This is a genomic window from Desulfitobacterium hafniense DCB-2, assembly GCF_000021925.1.
GTDB lineage: Bacteria > Bacillota > Desulfitobacteriia > Desulfitobacteriales > Desulfitobacteriaceae > Desulfitobacterium > Desulfitobacterium hafniense.
The window spans coordinates 4,668,257-4,694,699 of the sequence record NC_011830.1 but is presented as its reverse complement, the minus strand read 5'-3'; the positions used below and the strand labels follow the sequence as shown (position 1 = coordinate 4,694,699).

At 48.5% G+C, this 26,443-nt stretch carries 30 protein-coding genes; 24 read left to right on the top strand and 6 right to left on the bottom strand.

The annotated features are described in order from the left end of the window. Positions 1 to 2: 2 nt before the first annotated feature. The 3 genes from DHAF_RS22120 (at position 3) to DHAF_RS22110 (ending at position 2,514) form a co-directional block, all read left to right on the top strand. Positions 3 to 341, top strand: coding sequence for a MazG-like family protein (locus DHAF_RS22120; protein ID WP_005816977.1), 339 nt, complete (start codon positions 3 to 5; stop codon positions 339 to 341). A gap of 204 nt (positions 342 to 545) precedes the next feature. Beyond that, positions 546 to 1,406 (top strand): cell wall hydrolase, encoded by an 861-nt coding sequence (locus DHAF_RS22115; RefSeq protein ID WP_011460956.1) that lies wholly within the window; start codon positions 546 to 548, stop codon positions 1,404 to 1,406. A 109-nt stretch (positions 1,407 to 1,515) separates the two neighbouring features. Then, complete coding sequence (locus DHAF_RS22110) at positions 1,516 to 2,514, top strand: hypothetical protein (RefSeq protein WP_015945208.1); 999 nt, start codon at positions 1,516 to 1,518, stop codon at positions 2,512 to 2,514. A 92-nt stretch (positions 2,515 to 2,606) separates the two neighbouring features. Here the strand turns inward: DHAF_RS22110 and DHAF_RS22105 are convergent, their stop codons facing one another. From DHAF_RS22105 to DHAF_RS22095, 4 genes are read right to left on the bottom strand one after another with little or no spacing between them, the layout of a single operon-like run. Further along, positions 2,607 to 2,816 (bottom strand): hypothetical protein, encoded by a 210-nt coding sequence (locus DHAF_RS22105; RefSeq protein ID WP_005816973.1) that lies wholly within the window; start codon positions 2,814 to 2,816, stop codon positions 2,607 to 2,609. Beyond that, entirely contained in the window at positions 2,813 to 3,400 is a 588-nt protein-coding gene (locus tag DHAF_RS22100; protein WP_005816972.1) for a hypothetical protein, read from the bottom strand. The genes DHAF_RS22105 and DHAF_RS22100 overlap by 4 nt, the downstream gene beginning before the upstream one ends. Before the next feature lie 19 nt (positions 3,401 to 3,419). After that, positions 3,420 to 3,545 carry a hypothetical protein gene (locus DHAF_RS26630; RefSeq protein WP_005816971.1) on the bottom strand — a complete coding sequence of 42 codons (126 nt, stop codon included), beginning with the start codon at positions 3,543 to 3,545 and terminating at the stop codon, positions 3,420 to 3,422. Between the two features lie 11 nt (positions 3,546 to 3,556). After that, the gene (locus DHAF_RS22095; RefSeq protein ID WP_005816970.1) at positions 3,557 to 4,066 is read right to left on the bottom strand and encodes a YlbF/YmcA family competence regulator; all 510 of its coding nucleotides are present in this window, start codon (positions 4,064 to 4,066) and stop codon (positions 3,557 to 3,559) included. A 207-nt stretch (positions 4,067 to 4,273) separates the two neighbouring features. Here DHAF_RS22095 and DHAF_RS22090 point away from each other — a divergent pair, with 207 nt between their 5' ends. The 9 genes from DHAF_RS22090 to DHAF_RS22050 all read left to right on the top strand — a co-directional run bounded on the left by DHAF_RS22090 (position 4,274) and on the right by DHAF_RS22050 (position 13,087). Further along, on the top strand, positions 4,274 to 4,570 hold the full coding sequence (locus DHAF_RS22090; RefSeq protein ID WP_005816969.1) for a UxaA family hydrolase: 297 nt from the start codon (positions 4,274 to 4,276) through the stop codon (positions 4,568 to 4,570). Beyond that, on the top strand, positions 4,560 to 5,714 hold the full coding sequence (locus tag DHAF_RS22085; RefSeq protein ID WP_005816968.1) for a UxaA family hydrolase: 1,155 nt from the start codon (positions 4,560 to 4,562) through the stop codon (positions 5,712 to 5,714). Before DHAF_RS22090 ends, DHAF_RS22085 begins: the two co-directional genes overlap by 11 nt. A 74-nt stretch (positions 5,715 to 5,788) precedes the next feature. Then, entirely contained in the window at positions 5,789 to 7,075 is a 1,287-nt protein-coding gene (gene larAH5, locus DHAF_RS22080; protein WP_015945206.1) for a nickel-dependent malate racemase, LarAH5 family, read from the top strand. A 220-nt stretch (positions 7,076 to 7,295) separates the two neighbouring features. Beyond that, the gene (locus DHAF_RS22075; protein ID WP_005816965.1) at positions 7,296 to 8,279 is read left to right on the top strand and encodes a tripartite tricarboxylate transporter substrate binding protein; all 984 of its coding nucleotides are present in this window, start codon (positions 7,296 to 7,298) and stop codon (positions 8,277 to 8,279) included. Between the two features lie 82 nt (positions 8,280 to 8,361). Then, positions 8,362 to 9,873 (top strand): tripartite tricarboxylate transporter permease, encoded by a 1,512-nt coding sequence (locus DHAF_RS22070; protein ID WP_005816964.1) that lies wholly within the window; start codon positions 8,362 to 8,364, stop codon positions 9,871 to 9,873. Continuing rightward, positions 9,866 to 10,318 (top strand): tripartite tricarboxylate transporter TctB family protein, encoded by a 453-nt coding sequence (locus tag DHAF_RS22065; RefSeq protein ID WP_005816962.1) that lies wholly within the window; start codon positions 9,866 to 9,868, stop codon positions 10,316 to 10,318. Before DHAF_RS22070 ends, DHAF_RS22065 begins: the two co-directional genes overlap by 8 nt. Positions 10,319 to 10,464: 146 nt before the next feature. Further along, positions 10,465 to 11,190 carry a FadR/GntR family transcriptional regulator gene (locus DHAF_RS22060; protein ID WP_005816960.1) on the top strand — a complete coding sequence of 242 codons (726 nt, stop codon included), beginning with the start codon at positions 10,465 to 10,467 and terminating at the stop codon, positions 11,188 to 11,190. Between the two features lie 56 nt (positions 11,191 to 11,246). Then, positions 11,247 to 12,302, top strand: a complete 1,056-nt coding sequence (locus tag DHAF_RS22055; RefSeq protein WP_015945205.1) for an Ldh family oxidoreductase — start codon at positions 11,247 to 11,249, stop codon at positions 12,300 to 12,302. A gap of 98 nt (positions 12,303 to 12,400) precedes the next feature. Continuing rightward, positions 12,401 to 13,087, top strand: coding sequence for an SGNH/GDSL hydrolase family protein (locus DHAF_RS22050; RefSeq protein ID WP_011460949.1), 687 nt, complete (start codon positions 12,401 to 12,403; stop codon positions 13,085 to 13,087). Between the two features lie 62 nt (positions 13,088 to 13,149). Here the strand turns inward: DHAF_RS22050 and DHAF_RS22045 are convergent, their stop codons facing one another. After that, positions 13,150 to 13,884: a ZIP family metal transporter gene (locus tag DHAF_RS22045; protein WP_005816957.1), complete on the bottom strand. Its 735-nt coding sequence runs from the start codon at positions 13,882 to 13,884 to the stop codon at positions 13,150 to 13,152. 136 nt (positions 13,885 to 14,020) lie between these two features. Here DHAF_RS22045 and spoIIR point away from each other — a divergent pair, with 136 nt between their 5' ends. Continuing rightward, positions 14,021 to 14,671: a stage II sporulation protein R gene (gene spoIIR, locus DHAF_RS22040; RefSeq protein WP_011460947.1), complete on the top strand. Its 651-nt coding sequence runs from the start codon at positions 14,021 to 14,023 to the stop codon at positions 14,669 to 14,671. Positions 14,672 to 14,750: 79 nt separating this feature from the next. On the opposite strand, the gene DHAF_RS22035 is transcribed toward spoIIR, so the two are convergent. After that, entirely contained in the window at positions 14,751 to 15,557 is an 807-nt protein-coding gene (locus DHAF_RS22035) for a LytR/AlgR family response regulator transcription factor (RefSeq protein ID WP_011460946.1), read from the bottom strand. Between the two features lie 216 nt (positions 15,558 to 15,773). On the opposite strand from DHAF_RS22035, the gene DHAF_RS22030 reads away from it, so the two are divergent. The 11 genes from DHAF_RS22030 (at position 15,774) to DHAF_RS21980 (ending at position 26,441) form a co-directional block, all read left to right on the top strand. After that, positions 15,774 to 16,493 carry a GerMN domain-containing protein gene (locus tag DHAF_RS22030; protein WP_011460945.1) on the top strand — a complete coding sequence of 240 codons (720 nt, stop codon included), beginning with the start codon at positions 15,774 to 15,776 and terminating at the stop codon, positions 16,491 to 16,493. Positions 16,494 to 16,808: 315 nt separating this feature from the next. Then, positions 16,809 to 17,315 carry a MarR family winged helix-turn-helix transcriptional regulator gene (locus DHAF_RS22025; protein ID WP_005816949.1) on the top strand — a complete coding sequence of 169 codons (507 nt, stop codon included), beginning with the start codon at positions 16,809 to 16,811 and terminating at the stop codon, positions 17,313 to 17,315. A 102-nt stretch (positions 17,316 to 17,417) separates the two neighbouring features. Next, positions 17,418 to 17,978 carry an HD-GYP domain-containing protein gene (locus tag DHAF_RS22020; RefSeq protein WP_015945204.1) on the top strand — a complete coding sequence of 187 codons (561 nt, stop codon included), beginning with the start codon at positions 17,418 to 17,420 and terminating at the stop codon, positions 17,976 to 17,978. 94 nt (positions 17,979 to 18,072) lie between these two features. Beyond that, a complete protein-coding gene (murI, locus tag DHAF_RS22015; protein ID WP_005816946.1) occupies positions 18,073 to 18,960 on the top strand; it encodes a glutamate racemase in 888 nt (295 codons plus the stop codon). Between the two features lie 31 nt (positions 18,961 to 18,991). Next, positions 18,992 to 19,402, top strand: a complete 411-nt coding sequence (glmS, locus tag DHAF_RS22010; protein ID WP_005816944.1) for a methylaspartate mutase subunit S — start codon at positions 18,992 to 18,994, stop codon at positions 19,400 to 19,402. Between the two features lie 9 nt (positions 19,403 to 19,411). Beyond that, positions 19,412 to 20,794 (top strand): methylaspartate mutase accessory protein GlmL, encoded by a 1,383-nt coding sequence (glmL, locus tag DHAF_RS22005; protein ID WP_015945203.1) that lies wholly within the window; start codon positions 19,412 to 19,414, stop codon positions 20,792 to 20,794. A 20-nt stretch (positions 20,795 to 20,814) separates the two neighbouring features. Further along, positions 20,815 to 22,269: a methylaspartate mutase subunit E gene (locus DHAF_RS22000; RefSeq protein ID WP_015945202.1), complete on the top strand. Its 1,455-nt coding sequence runs from the start codon at positions 20,815 to 20,817 to the stop codon at positions 22,267 to 22,269. A 22-nt stretch (positions 22,270 to 22,291) separates the two neighbouring features. Continuing rightward, positions 22,292 to 23,560 carry a methylaspartate ammonia-lyase gene (locus tag DHAF_RS21995; protein WP_015945201.1) on the top strand — a complete coding sequence of 423 codons (1,269 nt, stop codon included), beginning with the start codon at positions 22,292 to 22,294 and terminating at the stop codon, positions 23,558 to 23,560. Positions 23,561 to 23,669: 109 nt separating this feature from the next. Next, positions 23,670 to 24,677, top strand: coding sequence for a 2-hydroxyacyl-CoA dehydratase family protein (locus DHAF_RS21990; protein WP_015945200.1), 1,008 nt, complete (start codon positions 23,670 to 23,672; stop codon positions 24,675 to 24,677). 46 nt (positions 24,678 to 24,723) lie between these two features. Continuing rightward, entirely contained in the window at positions 24,724 to 25,524 is an 801-nt protein-coding gene (locus DHAF_RS21985; RefSeq protein WP_005816935.1) for an acyl-CoA dehydratase activase, read from the top strand. 47 nt (positions 25,525 to 25,571) lie between these two features. Continuing rightward, on the top strand, positions 25,572 to 26,441 hold the full coding sequence (locus DHAF_RS21980) for a fumarate hydratase (RefSeq protein ID WP_005816933.1): 870 nt from the start codon (positions 25,572 to 25,574) through the stop codon (positions 26,439 to 26,441). Positions 26,442 to 26,443: the final 2 nt, after the last annotated feature.

Genomic DNA, 26,443 nt, shown 5'->3' with positions numbered 1-26,443 from the left:
TGATGGAGAAGAAGAGTGGAGATGCTGGGCTGTGCTGCTCCAAGACGGTTACCTTACCCCGTTTAAACCGGCTTAGCCCCTCTTTGGAGAGTACGGCTCTGAAGATTATGGAGGAGTCGGGAGAACTGGCTCAGGCCATTGGGAAGTTTCGCGGACTTAACGGGGAGCGGTTGAGGGTCAAAGAGACTGAGGCCATGCAGATGGTGGCTCAGGAACTTATCGATGTGGCCCAGACAGCGGTGACGATGATGTTTGTTTTAGAGGAACAGTACGGTATCGACATTGAAAAGATCTTAGAGGAGCATGTCTGTAAACTTAAGCAAAAGGGCTATTGTGATTAATATGTGATTGATGAGAATGGGGGCTGTTTCCTATACTTTTGGCAAAAAGTAAGGGGACAGCCCCTGTACTATTTTGGGTTGTTTTGCCAGGCGGCGAAGCTTAATAAGTGCATAAAATTACAATTGATTTCGGTGAAATGTTATAAAAATCATCCTTCTTGGGAAAGACTAGAAATAATTTATGAACTCAAGAGGTGATTTTGTTTGCCACACCGAAGATGCCGAAAAACCACGGCGATTTTCCTATGCTTGGTCATGACATTATTCTGGTGTCAAGGAATGGTATGTCCAGTCAATGGAGAATTAGGTACGAATACTTTTGAAATAGTGGATATCGAAGTTTTGGATGCGGTCCAAATCGTTGATCTCCAAGCAATGGGTGTCAACCGCGGCGAAGCGGAAAATAGGCTCAGGGAAACAGACAATAGTCCCGCAATGGAAGAAACGGTAACAGAACAAGAGGAAGCTGCTCTCAGTGATGAATTGGCTGTCCCAGAGGATGAACAGATGATCGTAGTACAGAGTGGAGATACTTTATCAGCAGTTGCTCATCGGTATGGAACAACGATTGCCGAACTGATGAAGCTCAATACGATCAATGAACCCAACACCATCGGCGCAGGTCAGACACTGCGCATTCCCGCTAAAGGAGAGACAATAGCGGATTCAGCCGCGGAACCATCCCGCGGCAGAGCTCCGGTTATTCAAGTTACTCAGGAAGAGTTGGAACTCCTGGCCCGTGTGATTCATGCTGAGGCAAGAGGGGAAGATTTTGAAGGACAAGTGGCGGTAGGGGCAGTGGTGCTCAATCGGGTTGAGGATCAGCGTTTTCCCAATACGATCCATGATGTAGTGTATCAGCCGGGTGCCTTTACGGCTGTCCTCGATAAGCAAATCCATCTTACCCCCAACCAAAGTGCTTATCGTGCGGCAGAGGCCGCTTTAAACGGCGAAGATCCCACCGGAGGGGCGATTTATTATTATAACCCCAGGACAGCCACGGATCGTTGGATTAAGACCCGGCCTGTGGTAAAAACCATCGGCAACCATACCTTTAGCATCTAATTGAATCAGAGGGACAGGTCCCTTGATTCAAATATCATTTCTACCTAACACCAAATATCAAGGTGGCACATATTCTAAAGGGAGAAGTTTGTCGTCGGGAGGGAGAAATGTGAGATTTACCTGGGATCAGGGAAATGGTTCCTTTGGACAGATGGACCCGAGAGTACCCCGCCGCCTTGATACCTACCAGGGAATGTCCATGGGAGGGATGCCTGGACAAAGTCCGGGATGGGGCCAAAGCGTTTATCCTCCAACTACGGCTGGGGGGGGCTATAACTATGGGCCGGCCCCGGGAATGAATCCAGGGGGAATCACCCCCAGTGGAATGCCCCCCGCTGGGATGTCAGCGGGGATGCCGCCGCTGGGTATGTCTGCCGGAATGCAGGGCATGGGTCCAAGGGGTCCTTCCCCGGGAGGAAGTATTCGCAATAACTTAGGATCGGAGTTAAAAAAGCGAGGTTTTTTCCAAAAGGATGGCCAAATCAATAACTCACGTGGCGGGGTTTTTGGTGCTAAATCCTACAAACCAGCGACACAACCCCAGGGAGGAAAAACTATGACAGGTCCTTTTTCATTCTTAAGCAGCGGGGGTGGAGCGGGGGCCCCGGGGATGCAGCCCCGTCAATTGGTTTTGGAAGCTGCTCAGCCAGGCGTAAATGCCAATGGCATTGCCTCTATTTCCAATGATAATGTGTTTTCTTGTATCGCTAATTTGCCGTCGCCCAATTCTTTAGTAGGACGGGTGGGCACTTATGCGGCTTATCTTGTGGACAGCAAGGGTCAAACCGGATTTTTGGCCGGTGTCTTAAGGCCTGTGGGCAATGGCGTGTATCAAGCTCAGTTTCGCAGTCAGGTTCCTCTCCATCACTACAGCCGGGTCATTATTACCGTAGAGAATCCTCAACAGCTGGGCCATGTTCCTCAAGGTCCTATTATTCTGCAGGTGAGACAAGCACCGGGACCGATCCGTTTCCTGGCTCCCATTAAGAAAGCTGGAGGGTCTGTATGGGGTAAGGTTACCGGGTTGGTGCAGAGACGTTCCCCAGCCCCGGAGATTATGGAGGGGGGTGCCGCTGAAGATTCGATCATAGAACCAACCCAGCCGTAATCAGCATCAGCCAAAGTTTATGTAAAGCCCAGTGCAGGTGACAGTATAGTTTTGGGGTCAGAGGGAGCTCGGTTATAGCTGAGCTCCTTTCTTTATTGGCATAAGAAAAAGGCAATCATAATGATCAAGAACAGAAAGCCGATACTGCTTAAGGTGATGATGATGCCTAAAGTTTTCAAATGGATGGAGGATAATATGGAGTTTGCCGAAAAGACAATAAAGAAAAAGAGGGTAAGAGCAATGAAGCTGGCTCCTGCTGCCGGCGTGTTAAAGACAATGCCAAAATTCCTGCCCTGGCTCATAAATTACCCCCTCCATTGTTATTGATATTGGCTTGTTCCGTTAAGAACTGAGCAATGATGGTGATGACTGAGACGATTAAATTTCCTGGAACCCCGGGAAGTTGAAATAAGGGAACATTGAACACTGAGTCCGGTGTACCATCGAAGGTCCCAAAGGGACCGCTTATGGAGAGGGAAAAACTTAGATGGTCAGGAAAGAGAGGTTCATCTCCCCAGGATGCCGCCGAAGGGGCGGTCTGAAAGGCACCGCCGGGACGTATAGCCTGACCCTGAGAGGTTCTCTGAATGAGATCGGCTAGTTGATCCAGGGTCAGGGTGACTGTATAGGACTCTGACGGAGTTCTTGGGGGAGAGGGGGGGGCCGCCACCAGGGAACGCTTGACCAGAAAGTTCATAAGAATATCCAAGCCGGCCACCACCAGGCCGGCATAAGGCAGTTCCACCCTGGCCAGGGGGAAGAGAACGGCGGTGACCGGGACGAAGGGGATGTTGCGCTGGATAGGGCTGGTAACAAGCAGGGAAAGGGAGAGGGGAGCGACAGGCAGGGGGCAGATAGATTCATTCGCTATAGCCAAGTCACTCACCTCCTATCTTGCTTGAGGATTAAAAAAACCAGGTGTAGAGGATAAGAAACCCCCCGATGGTGATCACAATCAGAAAGGCCAGGAGGGTGACAGGGTGGAGAATCTGGTTTTCGAAGCGGGGACCGCAATAATTTTGAGGCCGCATCAGAAGATTCCCTAGCGTTCTTCGGGCAGACCGGGAATTTTAAAGCCCTGGGGCAGCTTTAGTCCGGGAGGAAGCTTCATATCCTTAGGGATTTCCATGGTCTTGGACTGCTGGCCCCCTCCTATGGATTCCAAAACCTTTTGGGCCATGTTTTTGATTTCGTCAGGCAGGGGAAGCTGATCGGCGCTGGGCATGCCATGGATGGTCGTGGTAATGGTGAGATTAACCATGGCCATGACCCGTTCAAAGCTTTGCTGGGCCTGAAAATAGGTGCGAATCAGGGGATGTTTGTTGATCAGGCGGACTTTAAGATCGATAAGGGCCAGAGCATCTTTTTCGGGAATGACCTTACTGATCATCTGAGTGGTAACGATTTGGCGTTCCTTTTCCTGATATTGGAGAAATGCTTCGTTGGCTTCCGGATCGGCTTTGATGGCCGCCTCTGCGGAAAGGATAGCTTGTACTTCGGGGGTTTGTTTGAGCGCTTCCCCAAGTACCCTGGCCTTGTCAATGTAGCTCATTAATGGGGCACCTCCTTCGATTCCTTATACTAAAGTATGCTTTAGAGGTGGTGAAGGTGAGAAAGAAAGGTTCATCAATAATTCGTGAAAAAACTCTTTAATACATATTGACAGATCGTGACGGATCGTATAAACTGAGGCTAGTGGTAATACCACATACAACATACCACTAGAACGAGTGGTAAAAAGCACAAAGGAGGAAATGAGATGAGCAGCCATAAATTCTTATTGCATGAGGCTCAAGATGATGTTGGCGTCGCCGTGCAGGATATTAAGGCCGGCGAGAAAGTCATGGGCGTGGACATTCATAGCGGGGAAGAATTCCATGTCACAGCAAACCATGACATCCAACTGGGACACAAAATTGCTCTCAAAAGCAAGAAACAGGGTGAAAACTTAATCAAGTATGGTGAAAATGTGGGCAAAGTAACCCAGGATATTAAGGTGGGAGACTGGGTACATACTCATAACTTAAAGACTGCGAGGTGGGATTATGGAAACTAAGATCTTAGGCTATCGTCGGGACAATGGGCGTATCGGTATTCGCAACTATGTGCTTATTCTTCCTGTGGATGATTTGTCCAATGCTGCTTGTGAAGCAGTTGCCAACAATATTGCCGGAACTCTGGCACTTCCCCATCCCTATGGCCGTATCCAATTCGGAGCCGACCTTGAGCTGCATTTCAAGACCATTATCGGAGCGGGACGCAATCCCAACGTGGCGGCTGTCGTCGTTATCGGTATTGAACAAAACTGGGCGAAGCGAGTCGCCGATGGCATTGCTGAAACCGGTAAACCTGTAACCTACTTCGGTATTGAGGGCCATGGTGATTTAAAAACCATTGAAATGGCTTCCCGCAAAGCCCATGAATATGTAAAATACGCCACATCTTTAGAAAAAGTAGAATGTGAACTGAAAGATCTGGTGGTGAGCTTCAAGTGCGGTGAATCCGATACGACTTCGGGTCTTGCAGGAAATCCCACAGCAGGTGTAGTCGGTGACCGTTTGGTGGAAATGGGCGGCACGGTTATCTTTGGCGAAACACCTGAAACAACGGGAGGAGAGCATATTCTCGCTAAACATTTTGCTACGCCCGAACTTGCTCAGGAATTTTTGAGAGTCCATAAAGAGTATATGGATATGATTGAATCCAAAGGAGCCGATCTTTTAGGTACACAACCAACCCAAGGGAATATTGCCGGCGGTTTGACAACGATTGAAGAAAAAGCCATGGGCAATATTCAAAAGGCCGGCAAGGTCCCCATTATTGGTCTTTTGGAAATGGCAGAAGAGCCGACAAAACCAGGACGCTATTTCATGAATACTTCGGCAGCGGCAGCTGAATGTGTTACACTCATGATGGCAGCCGGAGCAACCCTTCATATTTTCATCACGGGTCAAGGCAATATCGTGGGCAACCCCATTGAACCTGTGATCAAAATGTCGGCGAATCCGAAAACTTGTGAATTTATGTCTGAGCATATCGATGTGGATATCAGCGGCGTGCTCAGCAGAGAGCTGACTCTTGATCAGGCGGCAGATAAAGTAATGGAATGCGTAGTGAAAACAGCACGTGGCTGCTTAACTGATGCCGAAGTGCTCAATCACAAGGAGTTTGTGCTTACCCGCCTCTATCCCAGCGCATAAAAATAGGGGTCGCTCATTCAAAAACAGCGATGGTAAAGGGAAAATCCAACTCTGAGTGAGGCAGGGGTGAAAGTGTGAAAACAATTGAATTGCCTTATGGGCATGGGACACAAGCTTGCTTGATACCCGATGATGTTGACTGTGTCTATGGTAGATTAAAATCGGTAGAGCCCACTGCTGAAGCCGGCGAACAAATTTCGGCAGCTTTACAAAATTTAATAGGGAATATCAATTTTGATAAACTAAGAAACGCAAAGTCAGTGGCTATCGCTGTGAGTGATATGACACGTCCTGTGCCCTCTCGCCTCATTGTGGAGAAGCTGCTGCCCTGGCTAGCCGAATTTGGAATCCATGGCGACCAAATTACGGTGCTTGTGGGTGGCGGACTGCATCATCCGGCAACTCAGGAAGAGATGAATTATATATTGGGTGAGGAATTGCCCAAAAAAATAAAACAGGTTCTTCCCCACGATGCGGATGATCAGGATTGTCTGACTTTTTTGGGCACATCTCCCTTAGGAACGCCTGTCTATGTCAATCAATATTTTGCTCAGGCGGATTTTAAAATTGTGACCGGTATGGTTGATGCCCATCAATTTATGGGATTCACCGCAGGAGTTAAAGGTGCGGTCATTGGCTTAGGCGGAAGAGAGACGATCACAGGGAATCATGTCCGGCTTTTTCAACCCGGTGCTGAACTGGGGCAAATGGAAGGAAATCCGGCGCGGATCGATTTAGAGGATTGCGGCCGGATCATTGGGGTTGATATGATTGTCAATGTTGTACTTAATACCCAAAAGAAGGTCGTTAAAGCTGTTGCCGGTCATCCCAGGACAGCTCATGGTGTTGCGGTTGAATTTGCCAAGAGTATTTTTGGCGTACCGATGAGTTCGGCTGACATTGTCATCGCATCCCCGGGAGGGTTTCCGAAAGATATCAACGCCTATCAGGCTCAGAAAGCCTTAACCCCGGCCTTGCAGCTGGTTAAGCCGGGAGGAGTCATCATCTTAGTGGCTCAATGCAGCGAAGGGTCTGGAGAAGAAAGCTTTGCCAAGACCATGGCCTTATATGATAATCCGTCAGACCTTGTGACTTCCTTTAAAGAAAAAGAGTTTGTGATCGGTCCTCATAAAGCCTATCTTTGGACCAGAACATTTCTAAAAGCGAAAACAATCCTGGTGTCTGACAAAGTATCCCCGGAATTAGCCAAAGCTCTCATGGTTAAGGTTACGAAGAGCCTGCAAGAGGCCATTGATGATGTTATTCCTGATGATACAGCTGGTTTGAAAATAACGGTATTACCGAATGCCAACTCTGTTATTCCTATATTGAGAGATGAGAGTAACGAGACTGAAACATGATGAGCAGGCTAAGTGCTTCTTTTTAAAGAAGCACTTAGCAGCAATAACAATGTGTCTAACAGCTAGTGAAAAGAAACATTTGAACAAATATCCATCAAACGAAGTACCTACCTCTTGATTTTATCGATCTTGATCATTTCCAAACGATGCGAAACTTCGAATAACATTTACCATAAATAAGTAAAGTTGCGATTTGGAGATAATAGGGAGGCTTTAGATTATGAAAAAGAACAAAGTTCTTTTAACATTTGTTGTCACACTAATAATCGTATCATTAGCGCTTACTGGGTGTAGCAAAGCGAGCTCTGGTGATTCTGCAAAGTATCCTAGCAAACCTGTTAATATGATAATAGCTTTTAGTGCTGGTGGTTCCAGTGATGTTCAAGCACGTATCATGCAAAAGTATTGGAATGAACTCGTTCCTGAGCAACCCTGGGTATTCAAATATACTACGGGTGCAGGCGGAGCTATTGGCTTTGCAGAAATGGCCAGATCGGCACCGGATGGATATACGATAGGCGGGGTTAATGTACCTCACATGGTTCTTCAGCCTCTGGGCCAGGGGGCTCAGTTCAAAATCGAGGACTTTGAATACATAGCTCAGGTAGTGAACGATCCTCAAGTCATTGCAGTTCTTAAAGATAGTAAATTTAACTCAGTTCAAGAAGTAGTGGACTATGCAAAGGCGAATCCAGGGAAACTGAAGGTGGGTATTGTGGGAACCTTCACAGGTCATCATCTAATGCTCCTGGAACTTCAGGAAAAGACGGGCATAGAACCTGCTCAAATTGTCTACAAGGGTGCTGCTGATCAGAATGCTGCTCTTTTAGGCGGCGAACTGGATATTATGATCGGTAATGTGAATGATGTAATGCGCAGCTTGGATATGATAAAAGTTTTGGGAATCGCAGCCGAGGAAGAGCACGAATTCCTGCCAGGTGTCCCGACACTGAAAGAGCAGGGAATTGATATTGTATCTGATATTCGCCGCGGTTTCGTTGTTCCTAAAGGGACAGATCCTGAAGCCCTTCAGTTTTTACGCGATGTCTTCAAGAAGATAAATGAGAACCCTCAATACATAGCGGATATGAAAAAGGCTGGGCAGCCAATGGAATACATGCCGGGTGAAGATTTTGAAAAGTATGTGTACGGCCAAAACGATAAAGCCGAGAATCTGCTTAAGAAGTTCGGGTTAATTAAGTAAACACTATAAGTAAACAATGCCAATAACTGATTTGTTGTAGGGGCGAGGACTATTCGCCCCTTTTAAAAAGGAGGTTGCCGGGGTGTGGGAATATTTGTTGCCAAGTCTTATTAATATTTTTTCTCCTTTTAATTTATTTCTTTTGATAGCAGGCATTGCCGGAGGTATTATTATCGGTGCACTTCCCGGCTTAACAGCAACTATGGGAGTAGCGCTGATGGTTCCTGTCACATTTGCAATGAATCCGATCAGTGGTCTTATTATGTTAGGTGGTATTTATCAAGGTGCAATCTATGGTGGTTCAAACTCAGCCATTTTGATTAATACTCCGGGAACTCCTTCTTCCGTTGCGACTACCTTTGACGGCTGGCCAATGACTCAAAAGGGTAAAGCTCCGGAGGCATTAAATACAGCTCTGGTTGGATCGGCTTTTGGGGGGATTGTCGGTGCTATATTCCTCTTGCTTCTCGCCGGACCGTTGGCTCGATTTTCGCTGATGTTCGGTGCCGCAGAATTCTTTTGGCTCTGTATATTTGGCTTGAGCACCATTGCTGCTATGTCCCAGAACAACATAGCCAAGGGGCTTGTGGCCGCCGCTTTGGGTATGTTAGTTGCAACAATAGGTTTGGATCCGGTTGGAGGAGCCCCACGATTCACTTTCGGAAATTATTCTCTTGTTCAGGGAATTGAAGTCATTCCGGCGATGATCGGTTTGTTTTCTTTTTCTCAGGTGATCAGACTGGTGGGCAGCAGTAATGAAAATATCGCTTCTTATACTCAAGAGAAAGGAGTCATATTTCGGGTCCTGCGCTCTGTATTTTTGAAGTGTAAGGCTAACCTTCTCCGGTCATCTTTGATCGGAACTATGATTGGTATCCTGCCTGGGGCTGGCGGAGAAATCGCTTCGATTATTTCCTATAATGAAGGGAAACGCTGGGATAAAAACCGCAGCCAGTACGGGAAAGGTTGTATGGAAGGCGTGGTAGCCAGTGAAACGGCCAATAATGCTGTGATTGGCGGTAGCTTAATTCCAATGCTGACACTGGGGATTCCTGGCAGTGCTGTAGCGGCGATCATCATGGGCGCCTTGTTAGCTCATGGCATAGTGCCTGGATTTAAGATATTTGAAACGAATGGCGAATTAGCTTATACCTTTATCAACTCTCTTATTATAGGAAACCTATTCATGGTAGTCATAGGTGCGATCCTTATTAAAGGAATTGCGAAGGTTCTTAATATCCCGACCCCTTATATCGGCGTTGCCATTGTTGCTTTAGCAGCGATAGGTTCTTACGCAATCAGGAATAGCATGCTTGATGTTGTCGTAATGCTGGTTTTTGGTCTAATAGGATATTTGAGCGATAGAATTGGCCTTGATGTTGGAACAATGGCTTTGGGTATTATTCTTGGCCCGATTGTTGAAGATAATTTTACTAAGGCTATTGCGCTGGGAACGGCAGATGGCTCTGTCCTCGGCGGCTTCTTTGGTAGCACTATCTCGGTTATTTTGATTATATTAACCCTGGCCTCAGTATTTTCACCCTATTTGATTGGTAAACGGCTGGCTAAAAAGGGGGCGAATCAAAATGACTAAGAGTAGGACAGATATTCTAGCCGGCTTAGCATGCCTTGTTGTAGCACTGGTGTTTTATATTCAAGGCATGGATTTAAGTCCGAAAGCTGACCTTTACCCCAAAATACTGGAAATCTTTGTTGCCGTGATGGGGGTATTTTTAATTACTCGGGGGGCGCTAACTGCTAGAACCTCTTCAAAGGTTGAAGAAGTAGATTTTGATAGGATTAAGGGCATTGTTATCGTTATCGCTTCTATTCTGTATGTAGCAGCTATTTACTACATTGGGTTTTATGTATCAACGCTTTTCTTCCTTGTTCTTTGCTCGTGGTACTTAAGCCAAAAGGGTCTAAACATCAGAGCCTTCAGTATATCAGGCGGGTTTGGTTTATTCCTGACAGTATTATTGTATCTTTTATTTACAGCAATTCTTAAAGTTCCAACACCTGAAGGCATATTATTCTAGTAGTCATTAAAGTAATAAAACGAATTAAACTAATTATGATATGAATAGAAGGGTCAATAAACCTAAAAGTAAATCGTTTATTGGCCTTTTATTGTGGGAAGTGGTATTATATATTACCAGAGAGTAGTGTAAGGGTGGTATAGATAGTGTTTGAACCAGTTAAAACTCATGGTAATTTATCTGAGGAAATTGTGAAACAAGTTGTCCAGAGTATCAGTAACGGTGAACTTAAGCCAGGGGATAAGCTGCCTGCTGAACGGGAAATGTGCAATGTGTTTTCAGTAAGCAGAACAGTGGTCCGTGATGCCTTGAAGACTTTGGCAGGGCTGGGCATGGTTACGATTCGCCATGGCCTGGGGGCTTATGTCAATGAGGTGGATGAACAAGTCGAGGATGTATCACGGTTAGCGGCACTGCTCCAGATAACCCAGGGTACTTTTGATGAAATATTTCAAGTTCGAGAAATATTAGAAGGGTATGCGGCATTATGGTGTGCTCAAAATGCCGATGATAAGGACATCGAAGAGCTTGGAAAAATCGTCAAGAGAGGTAAAGAGCTGGGCTCTGCCAGTGATGGTAAGCTTGCTTTACTTGATGCAGAATTCCATCTTAAGATTGCTGAGGCATCGGGCAATAAGGTCCTCAAGCGTCTGATGATTAACATTCTGGATTTAACCGGAGAAATCAGAGACAGCAGCTTTAAGATTCCCGGACGTCAGTATTTGTCCGTTTTAGAGCATGAAGCGATTTATGAGGCAATTAAACAGCGTGATCCGGAGTTGGCGTTTCAGAAAATGATCAAACATATTGAAGCTGTGGAAGATGATCTGCATTCGAACGCCCATGTGAGGGAGAATGCCTGGGATGAATAACCAATCAGTTCAGGCAGCTTAAGGACAGGGTGATGGCTCAGGAGGAGGTTGCGGGAATGAGTCAGATGTTCTCTGATCAGGCAATGAATGATTTTTGCCAAAGGCTTTTAGAAGCAAGTGGTGTGCCGGCAACTGATGCCGGAATTGTTTCTTCCATATTGGTGGATACGAGTCTGGAGGGTATCGATACCCATGGGATTAGCCGCTTACCGGTTTATCTGAAGTGTCTGTTAAAGGGGCGCATCAACCCAAAGCCCAAGATCCAGGAAACCATTGATGCTGCCGTGGCCCGTGTGGACGGTGATAACGGACTCGGCCAATTAGTTGCTTATCGCGCTATGAATAGTGCTATCGACCTGGCAAAAATCTATGGTATTGGTTTTGCAACGGTGAAGAACAGCAATCATTTTGGAGCGGCTTCTACCTATTGCAAATTAGCTGCCGCGCAACAAATGATCGGGCAAGCCTATACCAACTCACCCAGCGGTATTCCGCCTTGGGGAGGGAGGGCTCCCTATTTTGGCACCAATCCAATCTCATATGGATTTCCTCATGCCGAGTATCCGGTTGTCGTCGATATGTCTTCATCTACGGTGGCTCGCGGCAATATTATTTTAGCGGCTAAAAACGGTGAGGAGATTCCGGAGGGCTGGGCGATGGACAAAGACGGGAAAGCGACGACAAATGCCAAGGCTGCACTGGAGGGTGCGGTTTTGCCCATCGGCGGAGCGAAAGGCTATACCTTGGCTTTGGCAGCCGAGGTGATGGCGGGCATCATCAGCGGTTCTGCTTACGGATCTCATGTGGGCTGGATTTATGATGAAGGCAGAGAACCGGTGAATATCGGTCATAGTTTTTTGGCCATAAATATTGCCAAACTGATGCCGGTTGAAGAATTCAGCCAAAGGATGGGTGATATGATCCGGGAAGTTAAGGCAATACCGAAGGCTGAAGGGATTACGGAGATTCGGATTCCGGGTGAAAGGCGGCAGGCCAACGCCGAGCAGCGCAAACAAGACGGAATACCGGTTGCCGAGGGGCTGTTGCAGGAGCTTAATATGCTGGCTGAAAAATTGGCAATCCCTATACTCTCATTTTGCCCTCATGGGTAGTAATTATATGAGAGAAATTCTCGGCGAGGGAGGGATTGGGAAGAGATACGTAGAATACTGGCTTATTGAAACATTGCAAAAGGGGATGACCACACAGTATGCGGACGTATCGGATTGAAATTCGTTTAATTCAACTTTCGGTGTTTTTAAGTGTGCTGGTAGTGATTGCCGGCTTTTTAGGATTATGGGACAATAAAGACCAGGGGCAAGCTGCCGCTCCTCCCGGGCAGGAAGAACCGGCACCCGCTTTGGAGAATACGAAAGTCGTGGCCATAGGAGATTCCTTTACCTTTGGTTATCCTGGCAATACGGAAAATTCCTGGCCGGCGGTTTTGGGGCAGACCTCCCAGATTGAAGTGGTGAACAAAGGGCTGAAAAGTCAGACTGCCCAGGACCTTTACTCCCGTTTTGATGCGGATGTGCTCGCTGAAAAGCCGGGCCGGGTGATTATTTTTGTGGGGAACGGCGATGCCATTAAAGAGGTACCCCTTGAGACCTTCCAACAGCATATAAAGGCTATGGTGGAAAAGGCTGAGAGCAATCACATTATTCCGATTCTCGCCTTGCCCTTACCTTATACAGGAGTTCAAAACACCATTAAGGAATTCAGAGAATGGGAATCAAGCTATGCTAAAGAAAAGAATATTCTCGTTTTAGATTTTGCGACCGTGCTCATGGATGCCGACAATGTATACTTGGAGGGGTTATTATCCAAGGAGGCCAATTACCCGTCCAAAGAAGGCTATAAGCTTATGGGGGAATATGCCTCACGAGTACTCGATTAGGTGAATCAAGGGGACAGGTACCGTTTTTCAATATGAAAAACGGTACCTGTCCCCTTGATTCACTAGTGGAGAAAGCTTATTCCGGCAAAGAAGAGATATCCCAGGACTCCTCCTAAGAGGGCGTAGCGGGGATGGCGTTCACGGGAAAGGGGCCAGAGCTCCGCAAAAACCAGGAAGGCCATAGCCCCCCCGGCCAGGGCAAGAAAAAAGGAGAGGGAATTTTGCACACTGTCAATAGCCAATAAACCGATCAGGGCTCCAAAAGGGGTGAAAAAGGCAATCCCAAAATTCAAAAGAAGTATTTTCCAGCTTTTTATGCCCGCCATTTTTAGGGGAGCTGTGGTAGCCATGCCCTCCGGCAGATTATGTAAGGTAATGGCCATAGCAATAAGAACCCCCAAATCCTCTGTGGCCTCTTGCCCAAGGGCGATGGCCATGCCCTCAGGGAGGTCGTGAAGCGCGATTCCCGCAGCCACTAAGAGTCCGATGCGTTTCAGCCGTTGGCGCCGCGGGAGGGGCAGGGAAGGGGGAGAGGCATTAAGCTTTTGATCAGCCAGTTTCATAAAGGCTAAACCGATGATAAAGCCAAGGATGACCTGGCTTAGGGGGCCGATCTGCCAGGCTGTAGGGAGCAGGTCCAGGGAAACGACAGCAAGCATCACACCCCCGGCTCCGGCAAGCAACATCGCCAATACCTGCTCTTTAGGGCGGCCGAACATTAACACCACCAGGCTGCCCAGGGTTGTGGCAAGCCCGGCAATGGTACTGACCCAGAGGATAGGGAGCCAATCCTGCATGAGCTATTCCTCCTCAAAAAGTAAGAACCTAAGTCTACTTTATGAAAAAAAGGATTAAACTATGTCTAAACCCATACTCACCTTGGACATAATGAAATTAGAAGGATTTGTTGCAAGGAGAGAGAGGGTTCTGGGCGTGAAAGAGTTTAAACAGGCTGATTATTTTAAAAGGATAGAGATAATACTTATTATTTTCCTGACGGTGCTTTTTCAGGTGGAGGTTTTTCATTCTTCGTTTGCCTATGCACGCTCTGTGGAGCAAGCGAAGGATCTGCTGGAGGTTGCGCAGATGGCGGAGAATGGAGAAGACCTGATTCGTTTTCATGTGATAGCCAATTCGGATGCCGAGGAAGATCAGGCTCTTAAGCGGGCTGTACGGGATGCCATTCTTGAAGAGATATCTCCACAGCTGGCCCAATCCCAGTCTTTGGAGCAGTCCCGCCGGATCTTGACAGAATTGCGTCCGCTTATGGAAGAAATCAGCCGGAAAGTTATTGCGGCTTGGAGCAAAGATTATTCGGTTAAAACCGAATATGGCGAATTTATCTTTCCGACGAAGTCTTATGGTTCTTTGATTCTCCCGGCAGGGGAGTATGAGGCAGTACGAGTTGTCATCGGTGAAGGAAAGGGTTCCAATTGGTGGTGTGTGCTTTTTCCGCCTCTATGCTTTGTGGATATTGGTCATTCCACAGCCCAGCCTGTGGACGGGAAACCTGGGATACCCTATGAGAAGCCTAAGGTAAGATTTTGGATCGTGGAGAAACTTGTTCAACTGTTCAAAAAGTGAAAAAAGGGGACAGGGGTGAAAAATGGGGACAGGTACCGCTTTTCATAATTGAAAAACGGTACCTGTCCCCATTTTTTCACTAGAGACCGAGGATTTCTTTGAGTTTGCGGGATTGGGTACGGCTGACGGGGACTTCGCTGCGCTCATGGTCATCCACCACGATGGAGTAGGTGCCGTTGAAATAGGGGATGAGCTCGCGCATGCGTTTAATATTGACCAGGTAACAGCGGTGGGTGCGGAAAAAGAGATTCGGATTCAGGCGGGCTTCCAATTCTCTCAGGGTAAAACGGGTGAGGTAAGACTCTTTTTGAGTTTTGGCAAAGACATTGTCTTTATCTGTATAGATATAAACAATTTCCTCAGGGCGGAGAAGAATGGTTTTGCCCCGTTGCTCTACCGGGATGACTTCCAGAGGGCGGATGGTGCTATTCTCTGGAGGTTGTTTGGGGAGGGGGGTGTCGGTGGCGGTTGTGGGTTCGTCAGGTTCGGATAAAGAGGGTGAGGCAGGCGGGGTGCCGGCACCATGTTGAATGAAAAGTTTTTTAATGGCTTGATCAAGGCGTTTGGGGTTAATGGGCTTTAATAGATAGTCCAGGGCGTTTACACAGAAGGCATCTACGGCAAATTCTTCATGGGCTGTGATAAAGATGATGGCTGGGGAACTCTCTTTCTCTTTGAGTTGTCGAGCAAGGTCGATTCCTTTAAGTCCAGGCATATCAATATCCAGAAAAACTACCGAATATTCCAGGTTATTGATCAGTTCTAAGGCCTCGATGGCGTTGGCCGCTTCTCCGATAACCTGAAGATCCGTATAGTCTTGGAGTAAATAGCGAAGCTCTTTGCGGGCGGGGGATTCATCGTCGACAAGTAATGCACGTAACTTCAAGAGTCCCACTCCTTTCTGCGGTGGTATGAAAAAACTAGTTCTTTTTTCATACTATTCTGATAATATTCTAAGATTCCTTCTTTTTCAATGTGAAAAAATTAAAATGGGGATTTCCTGGAGGACCTGTACTATTTCTCCGGACAAAGCATAGCATTAAATAGAAAAGCCGATATCCAGGGCGACAGAGATCCATGAAGTTGGATAGGAGGAAAAAGCATGAAAAAATACTTATTTTACTTAGGAGTGCTTTTAATAGCGACCTTTCTTGTCGGGTGTGGAACACTGCAAACTCTGGTGAAAGAAGACAGTGAGCCCTCTTCTTTTGCAGATTGGATTGGCAGTGCCAATGAAGAAGTGAATGTCCCGGCCACCAGCAATCTTGGGGATGGTAAAATGATCAGTCTTTATTTTCCTGATTCAACGGGCAAGCAGCTTATCAAAGAGGAACGGAATATCCCGAAAACCTTAAGTCTGGCCCGCGAGACGGTAACTCAATGGCTAATGGGGCCTGCAGTTCAGGGCGAGGCCCAGGCGGCAGTGGATCCCGCCACAACCCTGCTGGATATTGCTATAAAAGATGAAGTGGCTATCGTTGATCTGAGTCGGGAATTCACGCAAATGCATGGCAATGTCAACCAGGAAGTTGCAGTGTATGGCTTAGTGAATACTCTCACTCAATTTCCCACCGTTCGGGAGGTCACCTTTAGAGTAGAAGGCAAACCTTTGACCCAATTGGGCAGCCTTGATGTGACCCGATTATCCTATCGGGAAGGGTTGGTCAAAGGTGGAGGAAATCTCTCGGGAGGCAGCAACAGCGTAGTCTCTCCTGCACTCCCCTCCAATACAAATACAAATACCAATACAAATACCAATACAAATACAATGGACTCTCCCAGCGGGCTCAATATTTTCTCTTCTCAGCTATCGGCCAGCTAGTGCCTTGCGGGTGTTTCGATACATGAAACTGAGTTTCATTATAGGAGTAAAAAGAAGAAGCTCATCATTAAGTTTGAAAAGTATTATAATATAAATTCTTCATTTTGAATAGGGTTAAGTGAAATTATTTTAATCATCCAGGCTTTTATTGGCCTGGATGATTCTATGTAGGTCATGATTTTTTATAAGCGGTAAAAGTGCAAAATTTCATAAAAAAGATCTTAAGGCATGTTTTTTTTCTCCAATTTATGCTAGAATAGAAAAAATAAAAAGATTGAAAATTATAAAAATTTTCTACTTAGAGGGGGTAGAGGAATGGAAGTTAATGAGGAGTTAAGTAGAGAACTTGAGGAGGCCATACGCCGTTCGAATACCGTCATCTATCGCAGGGGGCAAGCCCTTCTGGCGGAGATGGGCATTTCAAATCCTCAATTTAATACGTTGCTGGCTCTTTATGAGTTTGGGCCATTGACAATGGGAGATTTGGGGAAGCATTTGTTTACTGCCTGCAGTACCGCCACGGATTTGGCCGATCGTTTGGAACGGGATGGCTTGGTAGAAAGGATTCGTGATTCTAAGGATCGCCGCATTGTCAGGATGCATTTGCTTACTAAAGGGAAAAAGATGGTTGAAGTGATTATGAACGAGCGCTATCGTTTCCTGGAAGAAGTCTTAGCGGGCTATACAGCTGATGAGCACCGGCTCATCCTCGAAAGCCTTAAACACTTGATTGACCGGGTGGAGAGAACGGATAAGACCTATCCCGTAGAGCTGGAAGCCGTTCGAAATATAAAGAAAAAGTTAATTTTAAGTCCCTCATAAAGGTTTTTTATGACGAGGTGTCGAATACTCCGACTCATGTAGCTTTGGATGAAACCAACCCATTCACTTAAAAGCATCATGGGACATACGGAGGAAATCAGCATGACAAGCTGGGACATCATCAAGTATATTGAATGGATTGAGAAGAAGGATCCTTTAACCTGCAGCCATTGCAGTAAATCTGCTGAGTATGCGATATTCCTCGGTAAAAACATCGCTCTGGCAGCCGATGAATTAGCAGTATTAAGTATTGCCGCCCCCCTTCATGATTTAGGTAAGATTAAAGTTCCCGATGAAATTCTCGGGAAGCCGGCTTCCTTAACCCAGGAGGAATTTAAGGTGATTCAATGCCATCCTCTTTGGGGTGCTGAGATGATCTTAGATAATGCCGGGAAGAATCTTGACTGGCTGCGTGTGGCTGAAATTATCCTCAATCATCATGAACGGTTTGATGGCTGCGGATATCCGGCAGGCATAGGCGGCAGACAGATCCCTTTTCTGGCTCAAATTGTTTCCATCGCCGATGCTTATGATGCTATGACATCGGATCGCCCTTATCGCAGTGCCATGTCGGAGGAACAGGCCAGAAGGATTTTGCAGCATGAGGGCGGCAAGCAATTCCATCCCGACTTAGTCGAAGAATTCGTCAGGTTAATTGCATAAATGAAGTGAAAGCGAGGAGCTATTCCTCGTTTTTTGTTTGACTAAAGTTTTCTTTGTTCTGTGGTTTTTTGGATGAAAAGAGAGTAGCATATAAATGGAAGTTCAGCTGGTAACTGAAGCGGGACCAAGGGGAGGAATTAAATTGGCTCAGCATGTAATTGGGATGTTTGATTCGGGAGTGGGCGGTTTGACGGTCATGAAAGAGATAGTGACCCAGCTTCCGGATGTTCAGATCATTTACTTCGGAGATACGGCTCGTGTGCCTTATGGGAATCGGAGTAGGGAAGAACTGATTCATTTCGGAGAAGAAATTATCTCGTTTTTAATTGAGCAGGGAGCCGAGGCTATAGTGGTGGCCTGCAATACCAGTTCAGCCAATGCGGTGCCGGTGTTGAGGGAACAATTCAATTTACCTTTGATTGGAACGATTGAACCAGGGGCGAAGGCGGCGATTCAGGCAACGGCAACAGGGAACATCGGGCTGATTGCCACAGAAGCCACGGTGCGCAGCAAAGCCTATTCCTCCGCGGTGAGGCGGATATTAAGCAAGCGGCGGGGCGGGCATGCCATTGAATTGGTGAAGGCCCAGGCTTGCCCTCTTTTCGTCCCCTTGGTGGAAGCGGGGCTTTCCCATTCACCGGAGGCCAGAGGAATCGCCCGTACTTATCTGGCTCCTATTCAGGAGGCTCAGGTTGATGCGTTGATTCTCGGGTGTACCCATTACCCTTTCCTGGCACCCGTCATCCAGGAAATCCTCGGGGAAGAAATAATTTTAGTGGATCCGGCTCAGGCCATGACGGAGGAGTTGAAGGAAGTTCTCAAACAGTTGGAGTATAACCGGGAAAGTGGGCAAGAGACCCATAAGGCCCCCGGCCATCACCGCTTTTTTGTAAGCGGGGACCCGGTGTTGTTTGAGCGGGTAGGGAATACTTTGCTTCCCGATCAGATTCACGATGTAAACCAGGTGAACTGGAATCGATAGACCGATGAGCTATCCGGAGGAGGGATGGTAAGTGGAAGGGAAAACCTTGGTGCTGGGGGTTATTGGAGCGGATGTCCATGCGGTAGGGAACCGGATCCTGGATTATGCGTTTACTCAAGCAGGGTTTAAGGTGATCAATATAGGGGTCCTGGCCTCTCAGGAGGAGTTTATCCGGGCGGCTATAGAGACGGCTGCCTCGGTGATTATGGTGTCTTCCCTTTATGGACATGGCGAATTGGATTGCCGGGGACTCCGGGAAAAGTGCCAGGAGTCAGGTATCGGAGATATTCTGCTCTATGTGGGAGGGAATCTCGTCGTAGGGAAGCAGGAATTCAGTGAGGTTGAAAAGCGCTTTTTAGCGATGGGATTCAATCGGGTTTATCCTCCCGGAACCATGCCTGAGGCAGCTATTGAAGATCTGCGCAAGGACTTGGAGCTATAGGAGGGATGAATGGTGCAGGAAATCCTTCTCATCGATTTTGGCAGCACCTACACCAAAGTAACCATCGTGGACCTGGAGCGGGAAGAGATTATCGGGACGGCGGCCGCGGGGACAACCATTGCAAGCAATATTATGGAGGGGCTCAACCATGCCTTAGCTCAGATTCCCCAACCTCCGGGGGGCTGGAATTTTGCCCGGAAGCTGGCCTGCAGCAGTGCCGCTGGGGGATTGAGGATGATGGCCAGCGGACTGGTCAAGGAATTGACTGCTGAAGCCGCCCGCCGGGCTGCCCTGGGAGCAGGCGCCCGGGTGCTGGAAGTTTTTAGCTATGAATTGACTTCTGAAGATATTGAAAGAATAGCCCAAGCTCAGCCGGATATCCTTCTCTTAGCAGGAGGCACGGATGGGGGCAATAAAGAGATTCTCTTAAAGAACGCGGAAAAGCTCCTGGAGCTGCCTTTCTCGCTGCCTGTGGTGGTAGCGGGAAATAAGGTTGTTTCTTCCCAGGCGGCGGAGATAGTGCGTTGTAAGCACGATCCGGTAGTGGTGGCGGGAAATGTCATGCCGGAGCTTAATGTGCTGGAAGTAGAGTCGGCACGGGATGCTATCCGGGGAATTTTTCTGAATCAGATTGTCCGGGCCAAGGGACTGGACAAGGCGGAGACCTTTATTGAACGGGTGATGATGCCCACTCCGGCGGCTGTTCTTTCTGCCGCGGAACTATTGTCTCAGGGCTATGGTGATGAAAAAGGCTTGGGTGAGCTTTTGATCATTGACGTGGGAGGGGCCACGACGGATATTCATTCCATTGCCGCCGGGGAGCCCAGCAAGCCGGGAGTGATGCTGAAGGGGCTGCCGGAGCCCTATGCTAAGCGCACGGTGGAAGGGGATCTGGGGATGCGCTATAGCGCGGAAGCTCTGGTCGCTGCCTCAGGCAAACGCTTGCATCAGGTTTTGGGCTGGCGGGACGAGGAGATACAGGAACAGTTGGGCTTTGTTCAGGCTGATCCTTGGCGGGTTCCCCAGAATGAACGGGAAGCCTCTTTTGATACGGCTATGGGCAGGATGGCTGTAGAGCTGTCTATGAAGCGCCATGTAGGAACCCTCCAGGTAGTCTATGCTCCTTTTGGTGTCAGCTATGTCCAGCAAGGCAAGGATTTAACTCAATTACCGGTGGTAGTGGGAACCGGCGGAGTCCTTCTGCATCATGGGGAACCCTTGGCAGTTTTGCGCGGCGCCCTTTTCAATGCCGCAGAACCTACTTTTCTTAAGCCTCAAAACCCGGATTTCTATTTGGATCAAGATTATATTTTGGCCTCCATGGGACTGTTGCGGGAGGTTAATCCCCTTGTTGCCCTGCGTTTGCTGAAGAAGTATTGTGTAAAGCTCTAAAGACAGAGGAGGTCAGATCAGTGGATCTAACGAATCGGATGATGGAGCCGGAAGAGTTCGCCCGCCAGCGTCAAGAGGTATTGAACCAATGGGCCACTGGGAGGGACGTGGATTTCGAGGAAGCGGTGGCTTATCATAAAAACCTGCCCAGAAGCAAGAACTTTAGCTATAAGCTGGCAGAGGGTAAAGCCAGGGGAATCACCTTTGCCCAGCCCCGGGCCGGAGTCGCTCTTCTCAATGAGCATTTGGAGCTCTTGCGCTTTTTAGAAGAGGAAGGGGAGGCGGATTTCCTCCCGACCACCATCGATTCTTACACCCGGCAGAACCGCTATGGGGAGGCTCAGACCGGAATTGATGAGAGCCGCCTGGTGGGGCGTTCCATGCTCAATGGTTTCCCGGCAGTTAATCATGGGGTGTCAGCCTGCCGCCGGTTGATTGAACACCTCAAGGTGCCGGTTCAGGTTCGGCATGGCACTCCGGATGCCCGGCTTTTGGCGGAGATTACTTTGGCGGGAGGGTTCACCGCTTACGAAGGGGGAGGTATCTCCTACAATATTCCTTATGCTAAAGATGTTTCCATCGAGAAGTCTATAAAATATTGGCAGTATGTGGACCGCCTGGTTGGCATGTATGAGGAAAAGGGTGTCAGTATTAATCGGGAGCCTTTTGGTCCTTTGACCGGTACTCTTGTGCCTCCTTCAGTATCCCATGGGGTGGCAGTGATCGAAGGTATCTTAGCAGTTGCTCAGGGAGTACGGAGTCTGACCCTGGGCTACGGTCAGTGCGGTAATCTCCTGCAGGATGTGGCGGCAATCCGGACTTTGCCCTTATTGGCTGCTGAATATCTTAACAAGCTGGGCTATACTGATTTTGATATTACTACGGTCTTTCATCAATGGATGGGAGGTTTCCCTCAGGACGAGGCCAAGGCTTACGGTGTCATCTCCTGGGGAGCGGCAGCTGCAGCTTTAGGGAAAGCCACGAAGGTTATTGTCAAATCTCCTCATGAAGCCTTGGGCATCCCCACCAAGGAAGCTAATGCGGCGGGAATCCGTACGACGAAGCAGATCCTGAACATGCTGAAGGACCAGAGCTTGCCGATGACTGAGGAGTTGGCCTTAGAGGAAAAGATGATCGGGGAAGAGACCCGGGCGCTCCTGGATAGAACCCTTGATTTAGGAGAAGGGGATATGGCTGTGGGAGCGGTCCGTGCCTTCCAGGCGGGGGTTATCGATGTGCCTTTTGCCCCCAGCCGCTATAATGGGGGGAGGATTCTGCCGGCGCGGGATTCCCAGGGAGCTGTGCGGGTGCTGGAGTTTGGGAATCTGCCTTTCTCTGAGGAGATCAAGGAATTTCACCGGGAGCGGATTGCCCGGCGGGGAAGGGATGAAGGCAGGGAGCCCTCCTTCCAGATGGTTATTGATGATATCTATGCCATTGGCAAAGGGATGCTGGTGGGGAGGCCGCGCAGCTAATCAGACAGAGGAGGTCTTATCTGTGAAGATTGTTGATATGATCGCTTCGCCGGGCTTAACAGGGTTTTACTTTGATGATCAGCAGGCGATCAAAGCCGGGGCGGGTCACGATGGGTTTGCCTATACGGGGGCTCCTGTGACCCCTGGATTTCGTGCTGTTCGTCAACGTGGGGAGTCGATTTCGGTGATGCTCATCCTGGAGGATGGGCAGGTAGCTTTTGGAGATTGTGCAGCGGTTCAGTATTCAGGGGCTGGGGGGCGTGATCCTCTTTTTTTGGCCCATGATTTTATCCCGATGATTATGGAAGAGCTCCGCCCTAAGCTGGTGGGGAAGGAACTGGATTCTTTCCGGAAGCTGGCAGACAGTATCGAGCATTCCCGGCGGCCCACTGGGGAACCCTATCATACAGCCATTCGCTATGGGGTGAGCCAGGCCATTCTGGATGGGGTGGCTAAAGCCAAAAAGCTGACCATGACGGAAGTGATCCTCGGGGAGTATCAGCTGCCTTTGGTGCTGGAGCCGGTGCCCATATTCACACAGACCGGGGATGAGCGGTATGCCAATGCAGACAAGGCCATAATCAAACGGGCCGGAGTGCTGCCCCATGCTCTCATCAATAATGTGGAGACTAAGCTGGGCAAGCATGGCGAGCTGCTGCTGGAGTACGTGAATTTGCTGAGGGAGCGGGTGATTCGTCTGGGTGATGAAGCTTACTGGCCTATCCTGCATATTGATGTTTATGGAACCATCGGGATGGCTTTTGCGGATGATGTGGAGCGCATGGTGGAGTATTTCGGGGATCTGGAAAAAGCGGCGGAACCCTTTCCTTTGCGCATTGAAGGCCCTATGGATGCAGGAAATAAGGAAGGACAGCTGAAGCAGCTTAAGAGGCTGCGTGAAGCCCTTAAGGAGGCGGAAGTTAAGGTCGAGGTGGTTGCCGATGAATGGTGCAACACCTATGAAGAAATTGTAGAATTCGTAGATGCCCAAGCGGCGGATATGGTTCAGATTAAAACTCCGGATCTGGGTGGGATTCAGAATACTATCGAAGCGGTGCTCTATGCCAGGAAGTTTGGAGTGGGTGCTTATGTGGGCGGTTCCTGCAATGAGACCGATGCCGGTGGCCGGACTGCCGTCCATGTAGCGTTGGCGACCCGCCCTGACCAAATGCTGGCCAAGCCCGGAATGGGTGTGGATGAAGGGTATATGATTGTGCATAATGAGATGAATCGGACTTTGGAGCTTTTGCGCTATAAAGCCGGGTTGAAAGCATCAGGCTGTAAATCATAAGGTTATAAATCCTAAGGTAATGCAAAATCCTTGGTATTTCTTCCGGATAGTTATAAGATAATAACATAGGGCATGATGACAGAAGTTATGTGGAGAGGCTTGGAAGCGAATGAGCAAAATTGGGTTGACTACGACAGTACCGGTCGAAGTAATTTATGCAGCCGGGGATACACCGGTGGATTTGAATAATATTTTTATCTCGGATACCAGGGAAGCGATGCTGAGGATTGAGGAGGCGGAGCTGGCCGGGTACCCACGGAATGTGTGCGGCTGGATTAAGGGCTTGTATGCGACGGCTCTTAAAAGCCCGGAAATCAAGAAGATCGTGGCGGTAACCCAGGGGGATTGCAGCAACACCCATGCCTTGATGGAGACTTGGTCGGAAGAGGGAATCGAGATTATTCCTTTTGCCTTTCCCTATGATCGGGATGGAGATATGCTCAGACTCCAATTGGAGAAGCTGATCACGGCTCTGGGGACCACCTGGGATCAGGTGCGGGAGCAAAAGGTCCGTTTGGATCAGGTACGTCAGCTGGCCTGGGAGATCGATCGCCTGACTTGGCAAGAGAATCAGGTCAGGGGTTTTGAAAATCATCTCCACCTGGTTTCCTGCTCAGATTTCAATGGAGATCCGGAGGGATTTGCCCGGGATCTGGAAGGCTTCATTGCCGAGGCCAGAGAACGGGAGCCGCTTAACCTTCAATTCAAAGGCCGTAAAAAAAGAGAACTCCGGCTTGGGTTCATGGGAGTGCCGCCGATTATGCCGGATCTTTATAATTTCCTGGAGGAGCATGGGGCACGGGTGGTCTTTAATGAAGTGCAAAGGCAATTCAGCATGCCCTTTGCCACCGAAGATATCGTGGAGCAATATCAGCTTTATACTTATCCGTATAATGTCTTTGGACGGATTGAGGATGTGGCGCAGGAAGCGGAACGGCGGCAACTGGATGGGCTGATCCATTATACTCAGAGCTTCTGCTATCGCCAGATTGAAGACTTGATTGTCCGCAGACGCTTGGATTATCCGATTCTCAATCTTGAAGGTGAGAATCCTACAGGTTTGGATGCTCGGAGCAAAATGAGGCTGGAATCCTTTTTGCAGATGCTCCGCGATTGATTCTTCTCTGATGGTAAAAACTGTTATATAATTTAGGAGTAAGTGAATGACAATAGTATGTGGAATAGATCTGGGAAGCCGGAGTGTCAAGATTGCGGTGATGGAAAGTTCATCAGAAGGGCTGCCGCCGCAGCTTAAGCGCCTGGAACGGCTGGATACCATTGGCTTTTATCGGGAATATGGCCGCAAGGTTCAGGGGAAGCTGGCCGTTGATTTTAAGGCCTTGGGCCTTCCTGAGGTGGATTGTTTGGTTTCAACAGGTTACGGACGCAACACCTTGGAGGTGGCCGGCGGAGAAACCATACCGGAATTGAAGGCTCATGTCAGAGGGGCAATCTTCCAGACAGGGCTGAAGGATTTTACTTTGGTGGATCTGGGCGGCCAGGATAGTAAGATCATCGCTGTAAAGAAGGGCCGGATGGTGGATTTTCAGACGAATGATAAATGTGCGGCATCCTCAGGGAGATATCTTGAGAACATGGCCAATGTCCTGGGCATGACCCTTGAGGAGCTTGGCGAGCATGCCGCCGATCCGGTGGAATTGAATTCTACCTGTGCAGTCTTCGGTGAAAGTGAATTAATCGGCAAGATTGTGGAGGGAGAGCCTATGCCCCGCCTGGCGGCGGGAGTTAATGAGACCATCGTTAAACGTATCCTCCCACTTCTTCGTTCCTATACCAGTGATATCATCGTGTTTACCGGAGGAGTGGCTCATAATAAAGCCGTCCGGGAGCTTTTGCGGGAGGGGACTGCTAAGGAAGTCGTCGTCCCTCGGGAGCCCCAGTTCAATGGAGCGATTGGATGTGCGATCTATGGGTTTGAGGAGCTCGGGGAAGAAGAGGATTAGAGGGGTAAGAGAAGTAAGGGGAGTTGTGAAAGGAGGCTGCTAAAGAAGTGCCAAAGGTTATCCATGTGGATCAGATTGTTGAGGCAGTGGAAGAGCTTTGTATCGGAGCCAATTATGATCTCGGTGACGATATGATGCTGAAGTTCAGGGAGGCTTTGCAAACTGAAGAATCTCCCTTGGGCTGTGAAGTATTTGAGAGGTTAATCGAAAACGCCACCATTGCTCATGAGGAGCGGGTTCCCATGTGCCAGGATACGGGCATGACGGTGATCTTTGTGGAGTTGGGGCAGGAGGTTATGATCACCGGCGGAGCTTTAAAGGATGCTTTGAATGAGGGCGTTCGGCGCGGGTATGAAAAGGGATACCTGCGTAAATCGATGGTGAAGGATCCCTTTGACCGGGTGAATACCGGGGACAACACACCGGCGATTATCCATTATGACATCGTGCCCGGAGATCAATTGAAGATTACCGTTGCCCCCAAAGGAGCAGGCAGTGAGAACATGGGTGCTCTGAAAATGTGTAAGCCATCGGAAGGCTTGGAGGGAGCTATACAATTTGTGGTGGATACGGTGGAGAAGGCCGGGGGAAATCCCTGCCCTCCCATTATCGTAGGCGTAGGTGTAGGCGGAAGCATGGAGAAAGCCACTTATCTGGCGAAAAAGTCCCTCCTGCGCCAAGTGGGGGAACCCAATGCAGAAAAACGTCTGGCGGATATCGAGCAAGAGATACTGAAAAGGGTGAACAAGCTGGGAATCGGCCCTCAAGGGTTTGGGGGTACGAATACTGCTCTCGGCGTTCATTTGGAAGTTTATCCCACCCATATTGCCTCCCTGCCCGTTGCGGTAAATATCCAATGTCATGCAGCCCGCCATCAAGAAGTTGTCTTAAAGGGCAGACAAGAAGGGGAGGAATGAAA

What these genes read in the sequence shown, in the direction of transcription:
- glmL (WP_015945203.1), top strand. Translation starts at nt 19,412, where the DNA reads ATGGTGCAGGAAATCCTTCTCATCGATTTTGGCAGCACCTACACCAAA.
- DHAF_RS21990 (WP_015945200.1), top strand. Translation starts at nt 23,670, where the DNA reads ATGAGCAAAATTGGGTTGACTACGACAGTACCGGTCGAAGTAATTTAT.
- DHAF_RS22055 (WP_015945205.1), top strand. Translation starts at nt 11,247, where the DNA reads ATGAGTCAGATGTTCTCTGATCAGGCAATGAATGATTTTTGCCAAAGG.
- DHAF_RS22050 (WP_011460949.1), top strand. Translation starts at nt 12,401, where the DNA reads ATGCGGACGTATCGGATTGAAATTCGTTTAATTCAACTTTCGGTGTTT.
- DHAF_RS22120 (WP_005816977.1), top strand. Translation starts at nt 3, where the DNA reads ATGGAGAAGAAGAGTGGAGATGCTGGGCTGTGCTGCTCCAAGACGGTT.
- DHAF_RS22090 (WP_005816969.1), top strand. Translation starts at nt 4,274, where the DNA reads ATGAGCAGCCATAAATTCTTATTGCATGAGGCTCAAGATGATGTTGGC.
- DHAF_RS22065 (WP_005816962.1), top strand. Translation starts at nt 9,866, where the DNA reads ATGACTAAGAGTAGGACAGATATTCTAGCCGGCTTAGCATGCCTTGTT.
- DHAF_RS22095 (WP_005816970.1), bottom strand. Translation starts at nt 4,066, where the DNA reads ATGAGCTACATTGACAAGGCCAGGGTACTTGGGGAAGCGCTCAAACAA.
- DHAF_RS26630 (WP_005816971.1), bottom strand. Translation starts at nt 3,545, where the DNA reads ATGCGGCCTCAAAATTATTGCGGTCCCCGCTTCGAAAACCAGATTCTC.
- DHAF_RS22085 (WP_005816968.1), top strand. Translation starts at nt 4,560, where the DNA reads ATGGAAACTAAGATCTTAGGCTATCGTCGGGACAATGGGCGTATCGGT.
- DHAF_RS22105 (WP_005816973.1), bottom strand. Translation starts at nt 2,816, where the DNA reads ATGAGCCAGGGCAGGAATTTTGGCATTGTCTTTAACACGCCGGCAGCA.
- DHAF_RS22020 (WP_015945204.1), top strand. Translation starts at nt 17,418, where the DNA reads ATGACAAGCTGGGACATCATCAAGTATATTGAATGGATTGAGAAGAAG.
- DHAF_RS22025 (WP_005816949.1), top strand. Translation starts at nt 16,809, where the DNA reads ATGGAAGTTAATGAGGAGTTAAGTAGAGAACTTGAGGAGGCCATACGC.
- DHAF_RS22045 (WP_005816957.1), bottom strand. Translation starts at nt 13,884, where the DNA reads ATGCAGGATTGGCTCCCTATCCTCTGGGTCAGTACCATTGCCGGGCTT.
- DHAF_RS22030 (WP_011460945.1), top strand. Translation starts at nt 15,774, where the DNA reads ATGAAAAAATACTTATTTTACTTAGGAGTGCTTTTAATAGCGACCTTT.
- DHAF_RS22075 (WP_005816965.1), top strand. Translation starts at nt 7,296, where the DNA reads ATGAAAAAGAACAAAGTTCTTTTAACATTTGTTGTCACACTAATAATC.
- DHAF_RS21985 (WP_005816935.1), top strand. Translation starts at nt 24,724, where the DNA reads ATGACAATAGTATGTGGAATAGATCTGGGAAGCCGGAGTGTCAAGATT.
- murI (WP_005816946.1), top strand. Translation starts at nt 18,073, where the DNA reads ATGGAAGTTCAGCTGGTAACTGAAGCGGGACCAAGGGGAGGAATTAAA.